This is a genomic window from Mucilaginibacter daejeonensis (assembly GCF_020783335.1).
Taxonomy (GTDB): Bacteria; Bacteroidota; Bacteroidia; order Sphingobacteriales; family Sphingobacteriaceae; genus Mucilaginibacter; species Mucilaginibacter daejeonensis.
Genome location: NZ_CP086068.1, coordinates 2,617,501 through 2,638,024, shown reverse-complemented (window position 1 = coordinate 2,638,024; position 20,524 = coordinate 2,617,501). Strand labels below are relative to the sequence as shown.

The 20,524-nt window shown below is 49.4% G+C and carries 22 protein-coding genes; 7 read left to right on the top strand and 15 right to left on the bottom strand.

Going from position 1 to position 20,524, the window contains the following annotated elements; translation table 11 throughout:
* Position 1: 1 nt before the first annotated feature.
* From fucP to LLH06_RS11090, 9 genes are all read right to left on the bottom strand, one after another.
* On the bottom strand, positions 2-1,309 hold the full coding sequence (gene fucP / locus LLH06_RS11130; protein ID WP_228169367.1) for an L-fucose:H+ symporter permease: 1,308 nt from the start codon (positions 1,307-1,309) through the stop codon (positions 2-4).
* 55 nt (positions 1,310-1,364) lie between these two features.
* A complete protein-coding gene (locus LLH06_RS11125; RefSeq protein ID WP_228169366.1) occupies positions 1,365-1,808 on the bottom strand; it encodes a MaoC family dehydratase in 444 nt (147 codons plus the stop codon).
* 124 nt (positions 1,809-1,932) lie between these two features.
* Positions 1,933-3,006 carry a Gfo/Idh/MocA family protein gene (locus LLH06_RS11120; protein WP_228169365.1) on the bottom strand — a complete coding sequence of 358 codons (1,074 nt, stop codon included), beginning with the start codon at positions 3,004-3,006 and terminating at the stop codon, positions 1,933-1,935.
* Positions 3,007-3,011: 5 nt separating this feature from the next.
* Positions 3,012-4,253, bottom strand: coding sequence for an extracellular solute-binding protein (locus LLH06_RS11115; protein ID WP_228169364.1), 1,242 nt, complete (start codon positions 4,251-4,253; stop codon positions 3,012-3,014).
* Entirely contained in the window at positions 4,250-5,395 is a 1,146-nt protein-coding gene (locus tag LLH06_RS11110) for a CaiB/BaiF CoA transferase family protein (protein WP_228169363.1), read from the bottom strand. Before LLH06_RS11110 ends, LLH06_RS11115 begins: the two co-directional genes overlap by 4 nt.
* Positions 5,392-6,546: a CaiB/BaiF CoA transferase family protein gene (locus LLH06_RS11105; protein ID WP_228169362.1), complete on the bottom strand. Its 1,155-nt coding sequence runs from the start codon at positions 6,544-6,546 to the stop codon at positions 5,392-5,394. Before LLH06_RS11105 ends, LLH06_RS11110 begins: the two co-directional genes overlap by 4 nt.
* A gap of 1 nt (position 6,547) precedes the next feature.
* Positions 6,548-7,702, bottom strand: a complete 1,155-nt coding sequence (locus LLH06_RS11100) for an ABC transporter substrate-binding protein (RefSeq protein ID WP_228169361.1) — start codon at positions 7,700-7,702, stop codon at positions 6,548-6,550.
* A 361-nt stretch (positions 7,703-8,063) separates the two neighbouring features.
* Entirely contained in the window at positions 8,064-8,309 is a 246-nt protein-coding gene (locus LLH06_RS11095; RefSeq protein WP_228169360.1) for a hypothetical protein, read from the bottom strand.
* Entirely contained in the window at positions 8,293-9,015 is a 723-nt protein-coding gene (locus LLH06_RS11090) for a DUF3291 domain-containing protein (RefSeq protein WP_228169359.1), read from the bottom strand. Before LLH06_RS11090 ends, LLH06_RS11095 begins: the two co-directional genes overlap by 17 nt.
* A 77-nt stretch (positions 9,016-9,092) precedes the next feature.
* Between LLH06_RS11090 and LLH06_RS11085 the strand changes: the two genes are divergently transcribed.
* Genes LLH06_RS11085 through LLH06_RS11060 form a run of 6 tightly spaced genes read left to right on the top strand, consistent with a single transcriptional unit; the run spans position 9,093 to position 13,633 of the window.
* Complete coding sequence (locus tag LLH06_RS11085; RefSeq protein WP_228169358.1) at positions 9,093-9,569, top strand: GAF domain-containing protein; 477 nt, start codon at positions 9,093-9,095, stop codon at positions 9,567-9,569.
* On the top strand, positions 9,569-10,219 hold the full coding sequence (locus LLH06_RS11080; protein ID WP_228169357.1) for an alpha/beta hydrolase: 651 nt from the start codon (positions 9,569-9,571) through the stop codon (positions 10,217-10,219). The genes LLH06_RS11085 and LLH06_RS11080 overlap by 1 nt, the downstream gene beginning before the upstream one ends.
* Positions 10,216-10,818: a DNA-3-methyladenine glycosylase gene (locus LLH06_RS11075; protein WP_228169356.1), complete on the top strand. Its 603-nt coding sequence runs from the start codon at positions 10,216-10,218 to the stop codon at positions 10,816-10,818. Before LLH06_RS11080 ends, LLH06_RS11075 begins: the two co-directional genes overlap by 4 nt.
* 59 nt (positions 10,819-10,877) lie before the next feature.
* Positions 10,878-11,384, top strand: a complete 507-nt coding sequence (locus LLH06_RS11070) for a pyridoxamine 5'-phosphate oxidase family protein (RefSeq protein ID WP_228169355.1) — start codon at positions 10,878-10,880, stop codon at positions 11,382-11,384.
* Between the two features lie 43 nt (positions 11,385-11,427).
* Positions 11,428-12,714 (top strand): kynureninase, encoded by a 1,287-nt coding sequence (gene kynU, locus LLH06_RS11065; RefSeq protein WP_228169354.1) that lies wholly within the window; start codon positions 11,428-11,430, stop codon positions 12,712-12,714.
* Positions 12,715-12,730: 16 nt separating this feature from the next.
* Positions 12,731-13,633, top strand: a complete 903-nt coding sequence (locus LLH06_RS11060; RefSeq protein ID WP_228169353.1) for a histone deacetylase family protein — start codon at positions 12,731-12,733, stop codon at positions 13,631-13,633.
* A 4-nt stretch (positions 13,634-13,637) separates the two neighbouring features.
* Here the strand turns inward: LLH06_RS11060 and LLH06_RS11055 are convergent, their stop codons facing one another.
* The 3 genes from LLH06_RS11055 to LLH06_RS11045 are packed head-to-tail and all read right to left on the bottom strand — an operon-like array spanning position 13,638 to position 16,175.
* Positions 13,638-15,023 (bottom strand): MATE family efflux transporter, encoded by a 1,386-nt coding sequence (locus LLH06_RS11055; RefSeq protein ID WP_228169352.1) that lies wholly within the window; start codon positions 15,021-15,023, stop codon positions 13,638-13,640.
* 47 nt (positions 15,024-15,070) lie between these two features.
* Positions 15,071-15,694 carry an AlbA family DNA-binding domain-containing protein gene (locus LLH06_RS11050; protein WP_228169351.1) on the bottom strand — a complete coding sequence of 208 codons (624 nt, stop codon included), beginning with the start codon at positions 15,692-15,694 and terminating at the stop codon, positions 15,071-15,073.
* Positions 15,669-16,175 carry a GNAT family N-acetyltransferase gene (locus LLH06_RS11045; protein WP_228169350.1) on the bottom strand — a complete coding sequence of 169 codons (507 nt, stop codon included), beginning with the start codon at positions 16,173-16,175 and terminating at the stop codon, positions 15,669-15,671. The genes LLH06_RS11050 and LLH06_RS11045 overlap by 26 nt, the downstream gene beginning before the upstream one ends.
* 176 nt (positions 16,176-16,351) lie before the next feature.
* Here LLH06_RS11045 and LLH06_RS11040 point away from each other — a divergent pair, with 176 nt between their 5' ends.
* The gene (locus LLH06_RS11040) at positions 16,352-16,555 is read left to right on the top strand and encodes a hypothetical protein (RefSeq protein ID WP_228169349.1); all 204 of its coding nucleotides are present in this window, start codon (positions 16,352-16,354) and stop codon (positions 16,553-16,555) included.
* A 52-nt stretch (positions 16,556-16,607) separates the two neighbouring features.
* Here LLH06_RS11040 and LLH06_RS11035 read toward each other — a convergent pair whose 3' ends face one another.
* From LLH06_RS11035 to topA, 3 genes are all read right to left on the bottom strand, one after another.
* The gene (locus tag LLH06_RS11035; protein ID WP_228169348.1) at positions 16,608-17,573 is read right to left on the bottom strand and encodes a glycosyltransferase family 2 protein; all 966 of its coding nucleotides are present in this window, start codon (positions 17,571-17,573) and stop codon (positions 16,608-16,610) included.
* Positions 17,574-17,655: 82 nt separating this feature from the next.
* The gene (locus LLH06_RS11030) at positions 17,656-18,060 is read right to left on the bottom strand and encodes a hypothetical protein (RefSeq protein ID WP_228169347.1); all 405 of its coding nucleotides are present in this window, start codon (positions 18,058-18,060) and stop codon (positions 17,656-17,658) included.
* A gap of 33 nt (positions 18,061-18,093) precedes the next feature.
* Positions 18,094-20,430 (bottom strand): type I DNA topoisomerase, encoded by a 2,337-nt coding sequence (gene topA / locus LLH06_RS11025; RefSeq protein WP_228169346.1) that lies wholly within the window; start codon positions 20,428-20,430, stop codon positions 18,094-18,096.
* Positions 20,431-20,524: the final 94 nt, after the last annotated feature.

Here is a 20,524-nt window from a genome sequence, read left to right as displayed (position 1 = left end):
ATCAGGCGGTGATGGGTTGTCTCTTGATCTTATAGCCAATCAGGCCATAGTATAGAATAAATAAGAAGCAAAGTAATGGGATGATGTACCCCGGCTGTATTTGGTCATGATTGTAGTCGATAACGGTAGCCATCACGTATGGCAAGATTGCACCACCAATTATCGACATCACCAACCATGATGACGCAGGTTTGGTGTCGTCGCCCAGGCCATCGATGCCCAAGGCGAATATGGTAGGGAACATGATCGACATGAAGAAACCCAGTGCGCCTAAGGCATAGATCACATATGAACCGCTACCCAATACCGCCACGCCGCATAATGCAGCAGCGATCACCGCGTAAATTGCCAGTAGTCGTGCTGACGATACGAAACGCAGCAATCCGGTACCCACAAAACGCCCTGCCATGAACAGGAAGCCGTACAGACCCAAGTAGTAACTCGCGGTCTTCTCGTCAAAGCCACCGCCTTGTTTGGCCATACGGATAAAGAAGCTGGTCACACATACCTGTGCGCCCACATAAAAGAATTGTGCCAATACCCCCATCAATAGGTGGCGGTGTTTTAAAACGCCGAAGAAGCTTCCACCACTGGTCGGTTCTTTAGATACGTTCCTGATCTCGGGGAGGTTGACGAAGTAGAACAACACTGCTACCAGCACGAGTACGCTGGCTAAGATGATGTAAGGCAATTTTACGGACGAAGCTTCACCTTGCAGGTAGGTTTGTCTTGCGGTCTCGGTCATGGCGGCCATTTGAGCCGGGGTGTACTCTTTTCCCGATAAGATGAAGTTGGCGCCGATGAGAGGTGCCACCATAGCTGCCAGTCCATTGAATGATGCGGCAAGATTAAGGCGGGTCGTCGCTCCGGCAGGGTCGCCAAGGATCGCGGCATAAGGGTTGGCAGCGGTCTCTAAGATGGTAAGGCCGCAACCGATGATAAATAACGCTCCCAGGAACATGGCATAAGCGCGGGTATCAGCAGCAGGAACGAACAATACCGCACCGAAAGCGAATAGCAGCAGGCCACAGATGATACTGTTCTTATACCCGAACTTTTTTAGCATCATCCCCGCAGGTATGGCCATCAAAAAGTAGGCGAGGTAAACGGCCGTATCGATCAGGGTCGACTGGCGGTTGTTCAACTGACAAGCCTTTTTTAAGTGGGGGATAAGTACCGAATCCAGATTATGAGCCATTCCCCATAAAAAGAAAAGGCAGGTGATCAGGATAAAAGGCAGTACGTAGCTTTTGCCTGTGGTGTTGGTCTCGGCTACTAAGCCTGAGTCATTGTCGGTTACAAGGGCCATGGGTCTCTTCTAAAATAAATGTTGTATCAATAGTTATCAGGAAATAAGGTAGGAGTTATTGTTTGCGTTTGGCCAGCAGTAGGTGGTCGCAGGCCAGCACCACTTCGCCGTGCTGGTTGATCACTTCCACATGCTCGGTCACTGTACCGAACTCTGGCTTTTTGGCGTCCGTCTTTTCAGATATGGTCACCTCCGAGTGAATGGTATCGCCAATGAACACCGGCTTCACGAAGCGCAACTTATCGTATCCCTTCGAGAACGCCTCGGGATTGATCTCGGATGCGGTAAGGCCTATGCCAATGCTGAAGATCATGGTGCCGTGGGCGATGCGTTGTTTAAAGGGTTGGGTGGCGCACCACTCGGCATCCAGGTGATGCGGGAAAAAATCGCCGGTGTGGCCGGCGTGTACCACAAAGTCGGTCTCGGTGATGGTACGGCCCAGTGTAGTGCGTTTATCGCCTACGGTATAATCTTCAAAAAAGGTCGACTTAAAATACATGGTTCTTTTATTTCGTATTGTCGTCATTGCGAGGTACGAAGCAATCTCTGAACTGTGCTTGGCGATTATGCCTACGTAGAGACGCTTCGTTCCTCGCGATGACGGTTCTGTTTGATCCTAAAGTTCAGATAAACTTATCTGATACCACAACGCCGCCTTGGTCGCTGCTTTGGTAGGCGCTTTCTACTACGGCCATGGTCTTCACCACGTCGTCAACGCTGGTAGGCAGTACGTCGGTCTCGCCGTTCTTGTAACGCATCAGGCTCGACATGGTGCCAATGAACGCATCCGGGAACCAGGAGCCTTCCAATTGGATCTCTTTCCACTCGGGTGCCTGACCTTCTTCCACGATGCAATATTCAAATTTATCGGGAACTCCGTGCGGGTAATCCATCAAAAGTCCCATTCGGGCCTTGATCGCGCCCTTGGTGCCTTCCCATTTAATGAAGCTTTCCTGATTATGCGCACCAAATGAATGGTCGTGATTGGTGTTGATCACCGCGTGCATGGTATCCCCATAATCGAATAGGATCGTTGATCGTGATGAGGATAAGGTCTTAGCCGGATGTTTGAGCGTTTTGGCCATTACCGATGTTGGGTCGCCCAAAAAGGAACGCATCAGGTCAATGTAATGGATGCTATGATATTGTATCTCCAAACGCGGATGCACCATCACAAAGGGAAACAGTTCCCATGGGGTCTCCAGCGTCACCCTTACTTCCATATCGTAAAGCTGACCGATCATGCCCTGCTCGATCATGTATCGTGCGGCGCTCACATAGGGCGCAAAACGAAGCTGGCAGTTGATGGCCGCTACCAAATTCTTGCGACGGCACACCTCCAGTATCTCTTTGGTTTGCCAAAAATAGTCGCCCATGGGCTTTTGGATCAGTACGGCGCTGCCATTTGGCAGTTTCTCCAACGTGGCCACGAACATTTCGGGCATGATGGTGATGTCGTATACCGCGTTCGCGGGTGCGTTCGCCACAGCATCTTCTACCGTATCATACACATTAGGGATATTCCACTCGGCGGCCAGCTTTTCGGCCCGCGCGCGTGTACGGTTCGTGATACCGATCACCTCGAAGCCCGCCTTGCGGTAGGCCGGCAAGTGCGCATCACCCACAATGCCGCCGGCACCAATAATAATAATGGGGGCTGGGGACTCGGGTAAAGTGGGTTGATAGGGTATATGCATTCTATTTATTTTCTGTTGGTTAGTTGTTCGATCCGTTGCTGTCCTGCTTGCAGAATCAAGCTGATCGGTCGGTCGGTGTCAATGGCTGCCAGCACCACTTCATCGATTACTTTGGCTATCTGTGCCCAGTTGCTTTTTTGTGGCAGCGATCGCGCTACCTGATGTAGCTGTTCCAGTTTATGGTAATAGGGTACGATGGTGTTGATGCCTTCATCTTTCCAGGTAGAGATGCGGCAACCAATACCGCCTTCCAAGGTCAGGAGTTTATCGCTCGCCTTGCTGGTGGCGTAACGAATAAGATCGTAAGCGATCTGTTTGTGCCTGCTTCCGGAGCCTATGGTGTACAACCAATAAACATTAAGGGAAGCAGATGCCGAACCCGGCGCATGTGGGATAGGGGCGATGTCGACCTTGCCTTTGACCATCGACTCGGGCAACACCTCGCACATGGATGCAAAGCCGAACCAGTTCACCATCATGGCCGCTTCGCCACGGGCAAAGGCCATCCCCATTTGAACCGATTCGTACGCCATGCTTTGTGGATGCACCGCCTGGTTGTCGCGCAAAATGTTGCGGTAATAGGTGAGCCCGTCCAGCGCCGCCTGCGTATCGATGTTGATAGCGCCGCAGGCATCGGTCAGATCCCCACCGCGTGTCCAAAGCTGAAGCACGAGGTCAAAAACGGTATTGTGCCCATCCGGATACCCGGCGAACACCGTACCGTAAAAGTTCTGCTCGGGGCGATGGAAAAAGCGGGCCACGGTCTGGAACTCGTCCCATGTCTTCGGTAACTCGAGAATCTTGCCATGCAGCTCATGGAAACGACGTTGTTCTGCGCTGTCCTCAAAAAGGTCCTTGCGGTAGATCAGGCATTCGGGACCATCATGAAACGGTAGCCCATAAATGCCGTTACCTAACTGTTGCATGCCCAGCAACGAAGGGCTCCAGCCGTTAGGGAAATCATCAGGAGCGATCTTGTTTATATATGGGCTAACGTCTTCCAGTGCTCCACTGCTCCAGGCCTCGTAAAGCCAATCGGTATTCACGTGAGCAATGTCCCAGTCGCCGTTGAGCAGGCCTTCATCTTCCAGTATGGCTTTGTGAAGCACTTCCAGGTCCATAGGCACCATCTCGGCCTTGAGCGAACAGCCGGTGTCGGCGCAAAAGTTATCCCAGAGCTTTTGCATAGCGCTCTCGAACGGGCCGAACTTACGTACGGCTATCCTGATGGTGTCCGTGCCGTTCATAGCTGCTCTTGGTTTAATTCCTTCAAAATATGGTCAGTATCTTGTCCAAGTGCCGGTGATCCTTTAGCTGAGGTGAGCAGTTCACCATCGATGCGGATGGGGCAGCGGGTGGTACGGTAACTGTAGCCATCTTTCATGGTCACTTCCTGGATCATATCCAGTGCTTTGAAGCCTTCTTGTTGCATCAGTACATCCCAGCTTAATACTTCGGCACACCAAATATCGGCAGGTTGCAGTACTGAAAGCCAGCTTTCGGTAGTGCCGGTAAGCAGGTGATCGGCCAATATAGCTTTGATCTCATCACGCTGGTGGAACGCCGAACCGATGTCAGTGTAAAGCAACAAGGCATCGCATTGCAGGAGCTGACCCAGTTGCGGTATAGAACCCATGGCCAACGCCATGTGTCCGTTGGCTGTTTTATATATCCCGTAAGGTGCGCCTAAGTAAGCATGAGCGTTATTTTTGGCTGACCGTTCGGGCAATTTGCCGTCATAATAGTAGGTGGTCACGGCCTCGAATTGCAGGTCATACGCCGACTCCATCATACTCACCTGCACCAATGCACCTTCGTTCTTGATCGAACGGCGTACCAGGCAAGCCAACAGGCCTTGAGCCAGGTGCGTGCCGGCCAGCATATCAATGATGGACAAGCCCATAGGCACCGGCCCACCTGCGTTACCTGTAAGCCAGGTAAGGCCGGTAAGTGATTGTAACAAAAGGTCTTGACCAGGTTTATCTTTATAAGGCCCCTCGTTGCCGTAGCCTGATATCTCGCCATATATGACCGTCGGGTTAACCGCTTTCACGCTTTCAAAGTCGAACCCTAAACGCTCCATTACGCCGGGGCGGTAGTTGTGCATCACTACGTCGGCCTTTTTTATCAACTCCCAAAGTTGTTGCTTATCCGCCTCGTTCTTGAGGTCGGCCACAAAGCTTTCCTTATTACGGTTGATGGCATGGAACACCGACGATTCGCTGTTCATGATCACATTGGAGGTGTACAAATGGCGGCAAATATCGCCGGTATCGGGTCGTTCTATCTTGATCACCCTTGCACCTAGATCGGCCAGGCGCAAACCTGCCGATGGTCCCGAAAGGAATTGGCTAAAGTCGACCACTAAATATCCTTGTAACGGTCTCATGCTTGGGTCAGGTTAAATTGTTGATCGATCTGTTGGGTGTGCGCACCAGGGCGCGGGGCTGGCACATCGCTGTATAAACGTTGATGGTCTATACGGATCGGGCAGCGGGTGGTGTGTAAGCTTTTGCCATCAGGAAGGGTAACATGTTGCTTGATACCTAATGCTTCAAAAGCTTCATGATGAAGGCTTTGTGCATAGCTAAGTACTTCACTGCACCAAATGCCTTTAGGCTCTAACAGGTCCAGCCAATCCTGAGTGGTCTTGGTAAGCAGTTGTGCCGATAGCAGCTCCAGTATCTCGTCCCGGCGCTCGAACCATAAGGCCGGTGTATCAAACATTGACAGGTCTACACCGATGGCGGTACCGATCTTATATAGGTCGCCCATGGCCAGTGCCAGGTAGTCGTTAGCGGTACGGTAGATGCCGTATGGAGCGCTCAGGTAGGCGTGGCCGCTGCCTTTTACGCTACTGCGCTGCGGAAGCAGGCCACCATCATTCAAATGTGTGGTCAAGAACTCGAATTGCAGGTCAAGCACCGACTCAAGCAGGCTGACCTCTACCAACACGCTTTTTTGTGTTTTGCCACGCTTGATCAGCGCAGCCAGTATGCCTTGCACAAAATGAGCGCCGCACATGATATCGGCCACGGCCAAACCAAAAGGCACCGGGCCGGCATCATTAGTATCAGATAAGTAAGTAAGGCCCGATAAAGATTGTATTAGCAGGTCCTGACCAGGGCGCGAGGCCCATGGACCTTTGCTGCCATAGCCGGTCACCATACCGTAAATGATCTTAGGATTGACCTGCTGCACGGCCTCATAATCTAACCCTATCTTTTCCATTACGCCGGGGCGAAAGTTATGGGTCATGACGTCGGCCTGTGCGATCAGTTTTTTGACGCGTTCCAGGTCCTCAGGATCTTTCAGGTCGGCAGCGTATGATTCTTTATTACGATTGATCGTATGGAACACCAGACTATCACCATTGACAAAAATGTTACGGATAGCGATCTGCCGGCCGGCTTCACCTTTTACAGGCCGCTCGATCTTGATCACGCGGGCACCCAGATCGGCCAAACGCAGCCCGGCAGTTGGCCCGGCCATGAACTGGCTGAACTCCAATACCAGCAGCCCTTCTAACGGTCGTGTCATTTTAAGCTATCTCCTTTGATCGTTTGAAAAGGTCATTCATGGCGTGTAACGCTTCTACCTCACTGCCACCTTTCATCAGGTGATCCCGAACCACATCGCCGGCATGGTCCTGAAAATACATGGAACCGTAATAGCGGGGGCGTAAGAAGGCTCGCTGTAAAGCAGGTAAAGTATTTGTAAAGTAGTTATTAGTATAACCATTCGTGTGGTCACTGGTCCAGGCAGTTAAGTGACCTGGCTGACCGCCGTTGTCGGTATACAGATATTCCTGGCAAGCGGGCGAAGCCACCATCTCAGCGTACTGCATGGCCACATCGATATGGGCACATTTAGACGATACGGCCAAACCGGTGCCACCTAAGGTAGACCGTAAATTAGTGTTCCCGTTCAGGCTGATCATATCATGAAAATGCAGCACCTTACGGGCATAACCAGCGCGCGAGTAGTTGGAATAACCGTACGCGAATGGGCAGTAAGCCACTTGATCGTTACGGGTCATTAACTCGTAAATGCGGATGGGGTTGAGGTCGAAGCATACCGGGTCAACGCTTTGCGCCAGCTGACGGTACATCTGTAGGGCCTTTACACCGATCTCTTCACTTACCACCACGTCGTCCTGCTGGCAAGGGTCTTCGCCAAGTGAACAGCAAAAGGTGTAGAAGGTCATTAACGAATCGATCGGTATCAGCGGACAAGCCACCAGGCCAGCCTTGGCCATATCCATCAATTCTTCAAAGTTGGTAGGCAGCTGCAGGCCATGCTGTTGCAGCAGGTCGGGACGGCTCGAGGCCACCGGTGTGGCGGCATCAATGGCCAAAGCCCATTGCTGGCCGTGAAAGTTATAGCTCTCATGCGAGTGGCCTACGGTATGGTCGGCCTGGTCTTTCAGGAACTCGGAGCTTAGATATTCATCGAACGGCAAAATAGCACGGGTGCGGGCAGCAAAACCAGCCCACGGGTGATCGATCACTAGCAGGTCATACCGCTCGGCAAGCTGTTCGATAGAAAGGTCGGCGAATTGTTGTAACGAGCGTTTCTCCCAAATGATCTCGACATTGGGGTTCAGCTCGGTAAAGCGCTGGGCGGTGGCCGTCATGGGCACAAAGCCGCGGCTGTGATTCCAGGTGATACCTTTTAATATTATTGTTTCGGGCATATCAGGTCATTTCACCGCACGCCCTTGCTATCTCTGGTGCTGGCCGGTCATGCGCAGACATGACGGACAACGTTTTTACATGGCTCAGGAAATGCAGGTCGGCTTAAATGGTGAAATAGCAAATCTATCGGCGCCGGGGTAGATTTTATTATATGATTTAAGCAAGGAACTATAACATATTATCATCCTTCCTCAGGTGGGATGAACGGTGTTACATTGCCGTCAAAAGTGTTTCATAGATGTAACACTTTGGAGCGTTCAAGCGGCATCCATGACATGGACAACTGAAGAAAAATCCAGAAAAACCAAGAAATTTCCAGAAATAGTGATCAGCAGGTCCTCTGGACTAGCTTTTGTAACACTAATTATAACGCTGGTAGGTCTCTTTCCAATCTTTTCGCATTTCGGTGAAACGGGTGGCCACGGTCTGGTAAAATGCTTCGTCCAGCAGTTCGAAAACACTGTTCACACCGTCCATCAGGTCCATTTCGGACACCTTGTAGGTTTGCTCCAGCGCGCCCTGCTCGATCTTGATGATGAACTTGCGGTTCATGTTCAGTATCGACACTTTGAAGTCGGGGTGGGGTATCTCAGCTATGATCCTCATTTAGATTAATTAAGTTTAATTTACCATGCAGCGGGTCCACGCCATTTAGCGTTCCCCATGCCTTCAACGGCTTGAACCGCGCGAACAGCTCTTCACTATACCAGCCTTCGGCCCGTGTCTTTTTGATGATATCGGCGTGAGTACGAGAGCGGTACGCATAATTTTTGACATCATCCAAGCTCTCCCATACCGAGAACGTAGCCTGACGATAAGCGGGGGCTTCACCCACACCAAAAGAGTTGATATAGCCCTCAGCTTCCAGCATTGACTTAGCGGCCTCGTCCACATGTGCCCAAAAGTTCTTTAACCGGTTGAAACGTATGGTGGCCCTGGTCAGCACGGCTACGGGGCCGGTGTGTTGTTGCTCTGATGCTTTAAATGGCTCTTTACCATCCCATTTACCATGTGCCTGTAGCGGCGACAGCCAGATGGTCCATTGCTCGGTCGATAGCTTTTTCCACCAGGAAAGGATGAATGATCGCTCATAGAAGCGTTCGAGTTCTTGTTGATCATCCCATACCGTGAGCAGCGACCATTGCTGCCAATCAGGATTTAATGAAAAGGTGCCACCTTTGCCACTGCCCATTAGTTTCCAAAAGCAGCAGCCTTTCTGCAGGGCCAATGGCAAACGGTGCACGGCCATGGCCAGCAGAGCAAAAGGTATCAGCGCTTTGCGGTACCTGACCATGGTTATACTAACTATCATGACCGCCAAAGCTAATTAAATGCTTAAATATGATATTCGGTTATTTACTTTTTGTACGTCATAATTACATTTGTACCATGGCCGAAGATCTGACTATACTACATACCGAAAATAAAGCTGACCAATATCGCTCGCTCATCCCTCAAATAGAGGCATTGCTCTATGGCGAGACCGACCTTGTTGCCAATATGGCGAATATGGTGGCCGCATTGAAAGAGCAATTCAAATGGTTCTGGGTGGGATTTTACCTGGTCAAGGATAATGAACTAGTATTAGGCCCGTTCCAGGGGCCGGTAGCTTGTACCCGCATCGGCCCGGGCAAAGGTGTTTGCGGAGCCTCTTGGCAGCAAAAACAAACCCTGATCGTGCCTGATGTAGAAGCGTTCCCGGGGCATATCGCTTGCAGTTCATTGTCGCGGTCTGAGATCGTGGTGCCATTGTTCAGTGATGGCGAAGTGGTTGCCGTCCTGGATGTGGACAGCGAACTATTGGACCAGTTCGATGATACCGATAAGCAGAACCTTGAACAATTGGTGAAACTGCTCCGCTTTTAATGGCTAAACTGTTCCTAATAGCCGGTTTGGGTGCCGATAGGCGCTTATTTGATAAATTATCGCTTCCAGGTCATGAACTGGTGCATGTAGATTGGATAGAGCCCGAAAAGCATGATACCATTAGCACTTATGCTAAAAAGCTTATCGAACATTATCAGATACCGGAAGGCGCCAATCTTTTGGGCGTGTCCTTGGGTGGTATCATGACGGTCGAGATCAGCAACATGAATCGGCTGGGCAAAGCGATCATCGTTTCCAGCATTAAGGAATCGAGCGAGATACCGCCTTACTTTAGATTCTTCAGAAGGGTGCCCATTTATAAGATATTGCCGCACCGGTTCTATGTATCCATGGGTAACCTGATCAAGCCGTTATTTGGCGATACCAAGGGTAAGACCGGCTTTTTGTTCGTGGACATGATCAAACATAGCTCGCCCGTTTTTATGCGGTGGGCCATGCACGCAGTGTTGAGGTGGAAACCGAAGCCCGTTACTCAAAAGACCTATCACATCATCGGGAATAACGACCTGATATTTCCACACCGATACATCAATTCTTCAACACATATCGTGGAACGTGGCAGCCATGATATGGTCTATACCCGGGCGGCCGAGATCAGCGGCATTATTTTAGATATCCTAAACGAATGAAGCTCCCGGAGTCCTATTATTTAAACAGCAACGTGGTGGAGGTGGCTCGTGACCTGTTAGGCAAATATCTGTTCACCAACATAGACGGCGTAGTGAGCGGCGGCTACATTGTGGAAACTGAAGCCTATAATGGGATCATTGACCGGGCATCACACGCATACGGTGACCGCCGAACCAATCGGACGCAGACCATGTATGAGCGGGGAGGAGTAGCTTATGTTTATTTATGTTATGGCATACATGAAATGTTGAACGTGGTCACCTCGGTAGAGGGCCAACCGCACGCTGTGCTGATCAGAGCGGTAGACCCGACGGTCGGTATCGATGCCATGCTATACCGGCGTAACATGGCCTTGGTAAAGCCGAACATTACCCGCGGACCAGGGTCGGTGGGCAAGGCGTTTGGGATCGACCGTAAATTGAACGGTATTAGCTTACAAAGCGACAAGCTTTGGATCGAAGATAAGGGACTACATTTTACAGATGACGAGGTAGCTGCGGCGCCTCGTATAGGTGTGGCATATGCCGAAGAAGACGCATTGCTGCCTTATCGCTTTTACGTGAAAGGCAATATATATGTAAGCAAGCCGAATAGATAAACTTCAAATCAAAACTGTGTTTAATGTGTTCATCATTTATCACTTTAATTAACAAGGTTATGAATTTTGAAAAAGATCTGAAAAAGCTCCAAGATACCGACCATTTGCGCGGCCTGATCGACAAGGCCAATACCGCCATGCTAACGACTTTCACTCTGGATGGCGGCTTCCATAGCAGACCAATGGCCACCGCTCAGTTGGATGTTGATGGTAACCTGTGGTTCTTTACCAATGAGTTCTCTTCAAAAGTGGCCGAGATCTCGCATGAAAACAAGGTCAACATCACTTATTCGAACAGCACCAACAACACTTTCATCAGTGTGAACGGTTCGGCAGCTATTGTTGATGATCGTACCCGCATGAAAGAGCTGTGGTCGCCTGCGGTCGAAGTATTTTTCAAAGATGGCATAGATGACCCTGCATTGACGCTTTTGAAAGTGAACATAACCGATGCTGAATACTGGGATAACAGCGCGGGCACTATCGGTCTCGCCTTTAAATGGTTAAAGTCGGTGATCACAGGCGATAAATTTGAGCCGGGTGAACATGAAAAAGTTGAGTTATAAATTATAGGCCGATACACATCGGCCTTTTTTGTAATATTGGCTAATGGAATACCAAAACAGTGCTCATTTCGCACTCGAGCTTGATGCAAAGGATGAACTCAATAGCTTTCGTGAGCGCTTCCTTATCCCACAGCACAATGGAAAAGATATCATCTACTTGTGCGGCAATTCGTTAGGCCTGCAACCTAAAGCAGCCAAGCAGGCCATCACCGACCAGTTGGACAATTGGCATCAGCTTGCTGTTGAAGGTTGGTTCGATGGTGAAGAGCCTTGGCTAGGTTACCACAAACAGTTGCTTGGGCCGTTGGCCAATATCATGGGAGCCTTACCCGTCGAGATAGCGGTCATGAACTCTTTAACGATAAACCTACACCTGATGATGGTCAGCTTTTACAAGCCCACTCAGCAACGGTATAAGATCATTATGGAAGGGGGCGCTTTCCCGTCAGATCAATATGCCATGGAAAGCCAGGTACGCTTTCATGGGTTCGATCTTGAGGAGGCAGTGATCGAGCTTTTTCCGCGTGAGGGTGAAGTTACGCTTAGAACCGAAGACATCCTTACTGCCATTGAACAAAATGCCGACAAATTGGCCCTGGTGATGTTCAGCGGCATCAACTACTATACTGGTCAATTCTTCGATATGGAGGCCATTACTAAAGCTGGCCATGCGGCTGGCGCGATGGTAGGCTTCGACTTGGCTCATGCAGCTGGTAACGTTCCGTTGAAGCTTCATGACATCGGGGCCGACTTTGCCTGCTGGTGTTCATACAAATACATGAATTCTGGTCCGGGTGGGATCAGTGGAATCTTTGTGCATGAGAAACATCACCAGAACCGTGAGCTGAATCGTTTTGCAGGTTGGTGGGGCTATCGTAACGATACCCGTTTCAAAATGACGCCGGGTTTTGTGCCGGAGAACGGCGCTGAAGGGTGGCAGGTAAGCACCAGCCCAATATTGCTAATGGCCGCTCACAAAGCTTCACTCGAATTATTTGAGGAAGCCGGTAGTGTTGCTGCATTGCGCAAAAAAAGCATCGCCCTGACAGGGTATCTGGAATATCTGATAAACGGGATCAACGCTGAACAGGGTGAGCAGATCTTTAAGATCATCACACCAAAAGAGTCCAGTGCCCGGGGGGCTCAGTTGTCGATCATTTGCAAAAGGAACGGTAAGGCTATATTTGATCATCTGTTAGCTAATGGCGTGCTCGGTGATTGGCGTGAACCAGATGTGATCAGGTTAAGTGCAGTACCTTTCTACAACAGCTTTACAGATGTTTATGAGGCCGCTAAACACCTGGCCGAAGCGGCCAGGTTGGTCAAATAGTTTTTCTTGAATATCCATGCTCAAGATAGCTTTTGACCCGATCTACGCACATCCTTTACCTGAAGGTCACCGGTTCCCGATGCTTAAATATGAGTTGATCCCGGCGCAATTGTTACATGAAGGAGCGATCACCAAAGAGAATCTTTTTTCGCCTGAGCCCTTGGATGAGGAGACGATCCTGCTCACTCATGATGCCGAATACTGGAAGCAACTGCGCGACCTCACCTTGTCGCCAAAGGAACAGCGCCGCATCGGCTTCCCTTTGAACGCACAATTAGTGCAGCGCGAGATCAGGATCGCTAAGGGAACTATTGACGGTTGTTATTTTGCCATGCAGAACGGAGTAGCGTTCAATGTAGCCGGAGGAACGCACCACGCTGGTACCAACTGGGGAGAAGGGTTTTGTATGTTGAATGATCAGGCTATAGCCGCTAACCATCTATTAAACAAAGGTGAAGTAGAACGCATCCTCATCATTGATCTGGATGTGCATCAGGGTAATGGCACCGCGCAGATATTTGAGCAGGAGCCAAGGGTGTTCACATTCTCAATGCATGGGGCCAATAATTTTCCTGCCCGTAAAGAACGGTCAGATCTGGACATATCGTTGCCCGACGGCGTTGGCGATGAAGAGTTTTTGAATATCGTTAACGATAACGTACCGCGGCTTATCGAGCAGGTTCGACCGCAAATGACCTTCTATCTGTCAGGAGTTGACGTGCTCGCCAGTGACAAACTTGGCAAACTAACGCTGAGCCGCGAAGGGTGCCAGGAGCGCGATCGTATCGTATTAAAGAATTGCAAGGATGCCGGTATACCAGTTCAAGTAAGCATGGGTGGTGGGTATTCGCCCAACATCAAAGACATCGTTGATGCTCATTGCAATACCTACAAGGTAGCGCTTGATCTATATTTTTAAGGGGTCAGGATATTTTCATGGCATCATCAAAGATGTAGTTCTCCAGGTGCTTTTTGGTCGTTTTGATAAATCGCAGATAGAGCAACACCGAAGCCACCGCCAAACCGGCTACCAACCCGTACCAAACCCCTTCTGCTCCTAATCCCAGTTTCAGGCCTAGCACATAACCCAATGGCAATCCCACCACCCAATAGGCCAAGAAGGTGATCAGGGTAGGCACATTGACATCGCCCATACCTCGCAGTATACCCAAGCCGATCACTTGTGTGCCGTCAAACACCTGGAACAAAGCGGCAATGATCAAGAGACCCGATGCTACGCTGATCACCCTCACGTCTGAGGTAACGATCCACGGGAGCCATTCATTACCGGCGACAAATATCAGGGCTGTAATGGTCATAAACACCAATACAATGTGATAACTGGCTATAGCCGATGCACGGAGATCAGCATAACTTTTGGCGCCGAAGTAATTACCTGACCTGATAGCCGCCGCTGCCGAAACACCGCTGGCCATCATATACGTGAGCGAAGCCAAATTGATAGCCACCTGGTGTGCGGCCTGTTCCACTGCACCGATCTGACCCACCAAAACGGCTGCGGCGCTAAATGCACTTACCTCGAAAGTATATTGCATAGCTACCGGAGCACCGATCTTGATCAGGTTCAAACAACGTGTGCGGTCGATCAATGTGAACTTGAACGTTTGAAGATAAGCTTTGAAATGCTTTGAGCGGAATACGTAGATGCCCATCACGATCGCCATAATGGTCCGGTCGATCAGTGTGGCATAGCCTACACCGCTTATACCCATAGGTCTGATCCCGAACAACCCTTTCACGAAGATAACACCGAGGCAGATGTTGAGCAGATTGCCCCATATGGAGATGCTCATGGCTTGCTTAGTGAACCCCAATCCTTCGGCAAATTGCTTGAAGGTACCGAAGATGAGCATGGGGATGATGGATACTGAAAGTAATAACATGAATGGTCGGGCCTGCTTAAGCACTTCAGGTGATTGCTTGAGATGGCCGAGCAGGTTGCCCGCACCAAAATACATGGCTACGAATAAGAGGATGCCAGATATCAAGTTAATGAAAAGGCTGTTGGACAAGAGCCTCCCACATTCGGCATGATTTTGCTGCCCGTTATTTTGTGCGATGAGCGGCGTGATACCATAGCTGATACCCAGACCCATCACCATGCCTACGACGAACACGCTGTTGACCAATGACACAGCTGCCAATGAAATGGTGCCCACAAAGTGACCTACGATAACGCTATCACTTAACTGTACCAAAGTGTGCCCCAGTTGTGAGATCACCACCGGGATGGCTAACTTGAGGTTATGGCGATAATGGGAGCGGTATTGAGTGAACGAGGACAGCATAAACTTGAATGGGGTAGATGCTGCAAAGATAAGATAATGCTTTTGGCTCAGGCTGCCGTATAAAACTCTTCTTTTTCAGACGTGTGCACTCTGATCACGCCAGACAGCACCAGGTTCACCAATATACGCTGTGCCCGTCGGCGGCTCATATTCAGTAATTTGCAGTATTCGGGCACGGTAATGCGATCGTTCTGGTCGAGGTATTCCAGCAGCGCTTTTTCTTTGCTCGAATATTCGATCAGCACACCGCTGTTATCGTCGGATCGTTTAAGCACATCAACCACTATCTTGCTGGCCAGTACGCTTTTATCTTTTACCCTGATGTATACCCACCATTTTCCATCATCTCCTAAGGCATAATGCGGTTTAGTATCGCTCGATGGGATGTCCACCACCACCACCACTTTATCATCCACATAAACTTCCTCAAACACGGGCTCCAGCGCAGGCCTGCAGAAAAAGTGAGCCGCTCGGGTGATCATGTACCGTTCTTCATCTTCTGACCGGACACCCTTGATAGAGCCGTCATCTGCCACACCTATGAGCAACCTTCCGCCTTTATTGTTGGCAAACGATACCATCGTTTTCGCGATCTTTTCGCAGCTGGTGATGGTCTTCTTGAAATCCTGCGAAACGCCCTCTCCCTCAAGGATGAGTCTCTTGATGTTCATTTTGTTCATGCGTTCCTCCCGGTATCTCATAAGGTGTATAGATCTCCATCCACAGCTCCGGCTTGCTCACCGGTACAAAGCCATATTGCTTGTAAAGGTCGTGTGCATCGGCCGTGGCCAATGACCAACGCCTTAGTCCTTGTAACTCATCATGAGCGCGAATAGTTTGCATCAGCCACTTAGAAAGGCCATTCCCGCGGTGCTCTTCCATTACAAATACATCACAGATGTAAGCAAAAGTAGCGTGGTCGCTGATCACCCGTGCAAAGCCGCATAAGGTGTCGTGATGATAAACGCCAAAGCATATTGAATGCTCGATGGACCTGCGCAAACGCTCCAGAGGCAAGCCTTTTGCCCAGTATGAACGCTCGGTCAAGAACGCGTATATCGCGTTAATATCAAGCAGGCATTTGTCGGTCGATATGCGGTAGCCTTGTTGTTTCGGAGTGCTACCGACCGGTTGTGTAGCGGTAATGGCCATGTGTAGTAACTGTGACCAATATAGTGCTAATTATGAAAAATAAGCCGCACATTACAGGGTTTTTACACGTGTTCAACGATCGCTTTTATGAGAGGCTGAGATAAATATTTGACCTAACGTAAACAATAACAACGCAATAGTTGTTGAATTGAACAGAACAAATAATTAAGTAACCTATGAAAAAGCAATTTTTGAAATTTGCCTTTGCAACGGCAATAGTAGCTGCAGTAGCAGCGGGCTGCAGCTCAGAGAAAGCGGCGAGCGGCACAGATAGCACTAAAGTAGATTCGACCGGCATGATGTCGACACCAGCAAGTGACACTACCGCACGTGACACTATGAAGACCGACACCACCAAAACAACGCCACCAAATAACTAATAAAAAAGGCCCTGATCAACAGGGCCTTTTTTATTATTGTATAAACCAACGATCAGTTGCCGACCGTTACAGGTTTTACATACTCTCTTCCGTTAAATATCTTGCGCACCTGGTAGGTCTTCTTGTTCTGCGATTCAAAGTAAGTACGTACGTTCACCTCGGCCAGTATACCAAGCGTGATGAGTTGTACGCCACCTAATAACAAGATCAAGCCTAATATCAGTAGTGGCTTACCCCATATGTCGTGTCCCATCAGCTTTAACACCAATAGGTACAGGTTGATCAGCACACCCAGGAAAAGCGAAACAAAACCGATGCTACCGAAAAGGTGCATAGGCTTTTGGATGTACTTACGGAAGAACACCATCAGGATCAGGTCGCTGATCACCTTGAATGTACGATTCAAACCATATTTGGACTTACCGAACATGCGGGCATGATGCCTTACATCTACCTGAGTGATACGGGCGCCCTGCAATTTAGCCAGAACAGGGATGAAACGATGTAGTTCGCCATAAAGGCCAAGGTCCTCGGCTATCTCGCGTCTGAAGATCTTTAGCGTACAACCATAATCTTTAATGTAAACGCCTGTCATGCGCCTGATCAGGGCATTGGCGATCTTGCTGGGTATTTTACGAAGGAACATGCCGTCCTGGCGGTTAGCCCGATTACCGGCCACTACATCCCAGTCTTCATCTTTCAATTTCTGAAGCATAGATGGAATGTCGGCAGGGTCGTTCTGAAGGTCGCCGTCCAGCAAGGCTATGTAATCGCCGGTGGCATGATCGATACCAGCGGTCATGGCGGTACTTTGGCCGTAATTTTTACGTAGTTCTACCAGTTTGATGCGTTCATCGGCGTGTGCTACGATCTGTTGGCGGGTCTGGTCCTCTGAACCATCATCAACAAATATCACTTCATAATCCAGGCCGGGGAGAGACTTCCTGATCTCTTGTATAAGAGGACCGATATTCTCCTCCTCGTTCATCACAGTTATTACAACCGATAATTCGGGCATATGCGCAATTATATTAAAAGGCAAAGATAGTTATTTTAGCGTACCTACCTTACCTGCCTTTTGGTTGAGCAGCAGATGCCGCTTACTTGATCATCACACCCGGCATGTTCAGCACCGGCAGTTTGATGAAGTTGGATTCCACAACGCTCTCTGGCAAAAAGATGAACTTTTTATCATAAATATCCCTACCTACATAATAGCTCACCCAATACTCGTTATTTAAACCAAAGGTCTGCTCGTCTATCGGTTCGATCAGCGCCGACCTTTGCGGCTCAATGAGCGGGATCATGTGGCGCAGGGTAGAGGTCTTTACCTGTTCGCCGTCCTTTTCACCATAACCTTTTGAGGTGATCAGCACGTTCTCGATAGGATGGTCCTTCAAGTTGATGATGTATACGTACCAGGTCTTGCTTTCCGGATTCTCTTTTTCGAGTGCTACGGCAACAGCTATGTCTTTTACTTCGTTAAGAGGAAGGTCTTTGATCATAATGAATGAACGCCCGTTGCCGGGCGTGTCGTGTTATTTCTTTTTAGCAAATTTTTTACCCGCGGGTTTCTTTGGTGCTTTTTCGGCCTCATCTGCCAAGGCCTTGCACTCCTCATAAGTGAGTTGGAGCGGCTCTTTACCTTTTGGTATCTTAACGTTCAACTTACCGAATTCAATGTATGGCCCCCAGCGTCCGTTCAAGATCTTCACGTCCGGGTTCTCATCAAAGGTCTTGATCAGCTTTTCGGCATCCTTCTTTCTCTTTTCCTCGATGATCTCGATGGCCTGTTGTTCGGTCACGCTCATGGGGTCGACACCTTTGGGTAACGAGTAAAAAGCGCTGTTATGGCGAATGTACGGGCCGAATTTACCAATGGCCACGGTCATATCTTTCTCTTCAAAAATACCTACCTTTTTAGGCAGCTTGAACAATTCCAGTGCTTCTTCGAGGGTAATGGTCTCGATCATTTGACCGGTACGCAAACTGGCATACTGAGGCTTCTCTTCCGACTCGGTATCCGTATCACCGATCTGCACGAACGGACCGAAACGGCCTATACGTACCGATATCTTTTTACCACTCTCCGGATGCACGCCCAGCTCGCGTTCGCCGCGGGCTTTTTCAGCGGTTTGAATAGTACTCTCAACACCTTCATGGAACGGGTGGTAAAAGCTATTCAACATTTGGGTCCATTCGGTGAGGCCCTGGGCTATCTCGTCAAATTGCTTTTCTACCTTGGCGGTAAAGTGGAAATCAACGATGCCGTTAAAATGTTGAACTAAAAAGTCGTTCACCACCGCACCTATATCGGTCGGGAACAGCTTGCCACGCTCGGCGCCGGTGTTCTCGGTCTTTTGCTCCTGCCTGATGGCTTTGTCCTTTAAGGTCAGCACGCGGAAATTACGTTGCTTTCCTTCGCGGTCCTCTTTTACCACGTAACCACGGTTCTGCACCGTTGAGATGGTAGGTGCGTAGGTAGAAGGACGACCTATGCCGAGTTCTTCTAACTTCTTCACCAGGCTTGCTTCCGTATATCTTGCAGGAGGGCGAGAATAACGTTCCGTAGCGGTCATTTCCTGTAAGGACAACACTTGACCTTGTGTTAACGGTGGAAGTATGGCGTTGTCGCCATCCTGGGTGTTATCTTCCTCGTCGTCGTTCGATTCTAAGTACACTTTTAGGAAGCCATCGAATTTCATTACTTCACCGTTGGCGACCAGGTCCTCTTTACGAGTGGAGATGTCGATCTTGGCGGTGGTTTTTTCGAACTGCGCTTCGCTCATTTGCGAGGCGATCGCACGCTTCCATATCAGTTCGTAAAGGCGTTTCTCTGCACTCTCACCGTCAATGGTATGTTCGTTAAAGTAAGTAGGGCGGATCGCCTCGTGTGCTTCCTGCGCACTGGCCGACTTGGTCTTGTATTTTCTAAGCTGATGATACTTTTCGCCATAGGCCGATGTGATCTGCTGCTGAGCGGCGTTCAAGGCCATGTCAGACAGGTTCACACTATCGGTACGCATGTAAGTGATCTTACCCGACTCGTACAAGCGCTGCGCTACCGACATGGTACGCGAAACCGAAAAACCCAGCTTACGACTGGCTTCTTGCTGCAGGGTTGATGTAGTGAATGGCGCAGCAGGAGAACGTTTAGTAGGGCGCGTGTCTAACGATTTGACCGTAAAGGCAGCGTCTACACAATCTTGTAAAAATTTCTGAGCGTCTTCTTCTTTGCTGAAGCGTTCCGGCAGTTCAGCCTTAAAGGCATCTCTTCCTTTGCCAAAAATGGCCACCACTCTGAATGCGGCTTCCGCAGTAAATTTATTGATCTCACGCTCGCGCTCAACGATCAGCCTTACCGCTACCGATTGTACACGACCCGCCGATAATGATGGCTTTACTTTTTTCCAAAGAACAGGTGATAATTCGAAACCGACCAATCGGTCCAGTACGCGGCGCGCCTGTTGGGCGTTCACCAGATTATAGTCGATCGTTCGCGGGTTGTCGATCGCCTTTAATATAGCCGGCTTAGTGATCTCGTGAAATACGATACGCTTGGTCTTGTCATTCTTCAAACCCAAAGTCTCGAACAAGTGCCATGATATGGCCTCTCCCTCGCGGTCCTCATCGGATGCAAGCCAAACCATTTCGGCCTCCTTAGCTAATTTCTTTAACTCGCTAACCACCTGCTTCTTATCGGCGGGTACCTCGTATCTTTGTTTGAAGTTGTTAGGAATGTCGATAGCATCCTCTGATTTGACAAGATCACGGATGTGACCGTAGCTCGACTTTACAGTAAAGTCTTTGCCGAGGTAACCTTCGATGGTCTTGGCCTTAGCGGGTGATTCGACGATGAGTAGATTTTTAGCCATTAATGGGTCTGAATTTTCTGCAAATAAACACAAAGTATGTGAAAGACAACTTCACATCTGCATATTTTCAAAAGTTCAACAGTATTGACCAGGA

Coding starts and splice junctions, on each gene's coding strand:
- LLH06_RS11095 (WP_228169360.1), bottom strand. CDS start 8,309: ATGAGGATCATAGCTGAGATACCCCACCCCGACTTCAAAGTGTCGATA.
- LLH06_RS11085 (WP_228169358.1), top strand. CDS start 9,093: ATGGCCGAAGATCTGACTATACTACATACCGAAAATAAAGCTGACCAA.
- LLH06_RS11050 (WP_228169351.1), bottom strand. CDS start 15,694: ATGAACATCAAGAGACTCATCCTTGAGGGAGAGGGCGTTTCGCAGGAT.
- LLH06_RS11045 (WP_228169350.1), bottom strand. CDS start 16,175: ATGGCCATTACCGCTACACAACCGGTCGGTAGCACTCCGAAACAACAA.
- kynU (WP_228169354.1), top strand. CDS start 11,428: ATGGAATACCAAAACAGTGCTCATTTCGCACTCGAGCTTGATGCAAAG.
- LLH06_RS11030 (WP_228169347.1), bottom strand. CDS start 18,060: ATGATCAAAGACCTTCCTCTTAACGAAGTAAAAGACATAGCTGTTGCC.
- LLH06_RS11060 (WP_228169353.1), top strand. CDS start 12,731: ATGCTCAAGATAGCTTTTGACCCGATCTACGCACATCCTTTACCTGAA.
- LLH06_RS11040 (WP_228169349.1), top strand. CDS start 16,352: ATGAAAAAGCAATTTTTGAAATTTGCCTTTGCAACGGCAATAGTAGCT.
- LLH06_RS11120 (WP_228169365.1), bottom strand. CDS start 3,006: ATGCATATACCCTATCAACCCACTTTACCCGAGTCCCCAGCCCCCATT.
- LLH06_RS11115 (WP_228169364.1), bottom strand. CDS start 4,253: ATGAACGGCACGGACACCATCAGGATAGCCGTACGTAAGTTCGGCCCG.
- LLH06_RS11070 (WP_228169355.1), top strand. CDS start 10,878: ATGAATTTTGAAAAAGATCTGAAAAAGCTCCAAGATACCGACCATTTG.
- LLH06_RS11125 (WP_228169366.1), bottom strand. CDS start 1,808: ATGTATTTTAAGTCGACCTTTTTTGAAGATTATACCGTAGGCGATAAA.
- LLH06_RS11090 (WP_228169359.1), bottom strand. CDS start 9,015: ATGATAGTTAGTATAACCATGGTCAGGTACCGCAAAGCGCTGATACCT.
- LLH06_RS11110 (WP_228169363.1), bottom strand. CDS start 5,395: ATGAGACCGTTACAAGGATATTTAGTGGTCGACTTTAGCCAATTCCTT.
- LLH06_RS11075 (WP_228169356.1), top strand. CDS start 10,216: ATGAAGCTCCCGGAGTCCTATTATTTAAACAGCAACGTGGTGGAGGTG.
- fucP (WP_228169367.1), bottom strand. CDS start 1,309: ATGGCCCTTGTAACCGACAATGACTCAGGCTTAGTAGCCGAGACCAAC.
- LLH06_RS11105 (WP_228169362.1), bottom strand. CDS start 6,546: ATGACACGACCGTTAGAAGGGCTGCTGGTATTGGAGTTCAGCCAGTTC.
- LLH06_RS11080 (WP_228169357.1), top strand. CDS start 9,569: ATGGCTAAACTGTTCCTAATAGCCGGTTTGGGTGCCGATAGGCGCTTA.
- LLH06_RS11055 (WP_228169352.1), bottom strand. CDS start 15,023: ATGCTGTCCTCGTTCACTCAATACCGCTCCCATTATCGCCATAACCTC.
- LLH06_RS11035 (WP_228169348.1), bottom strand. CDS start 17,573: ATGCCCGAATTATCGGTTGTAATAACTGTGATGAACGAGGAGGAGAAT.
- LLH06_RS11100 (WP_228169361.1), bottom strand. CDS start 7,702: ATGCCCGAAACAATAATATTAAAAGGTATCACCTGGAATCACAGCCGC.
- topA (WP_228169346.1), bottom strand. CDS start 20,430: ATGGCTAAAAATCTACTCATCGTCGAATCACCCGCTAAGGCCAAGACC.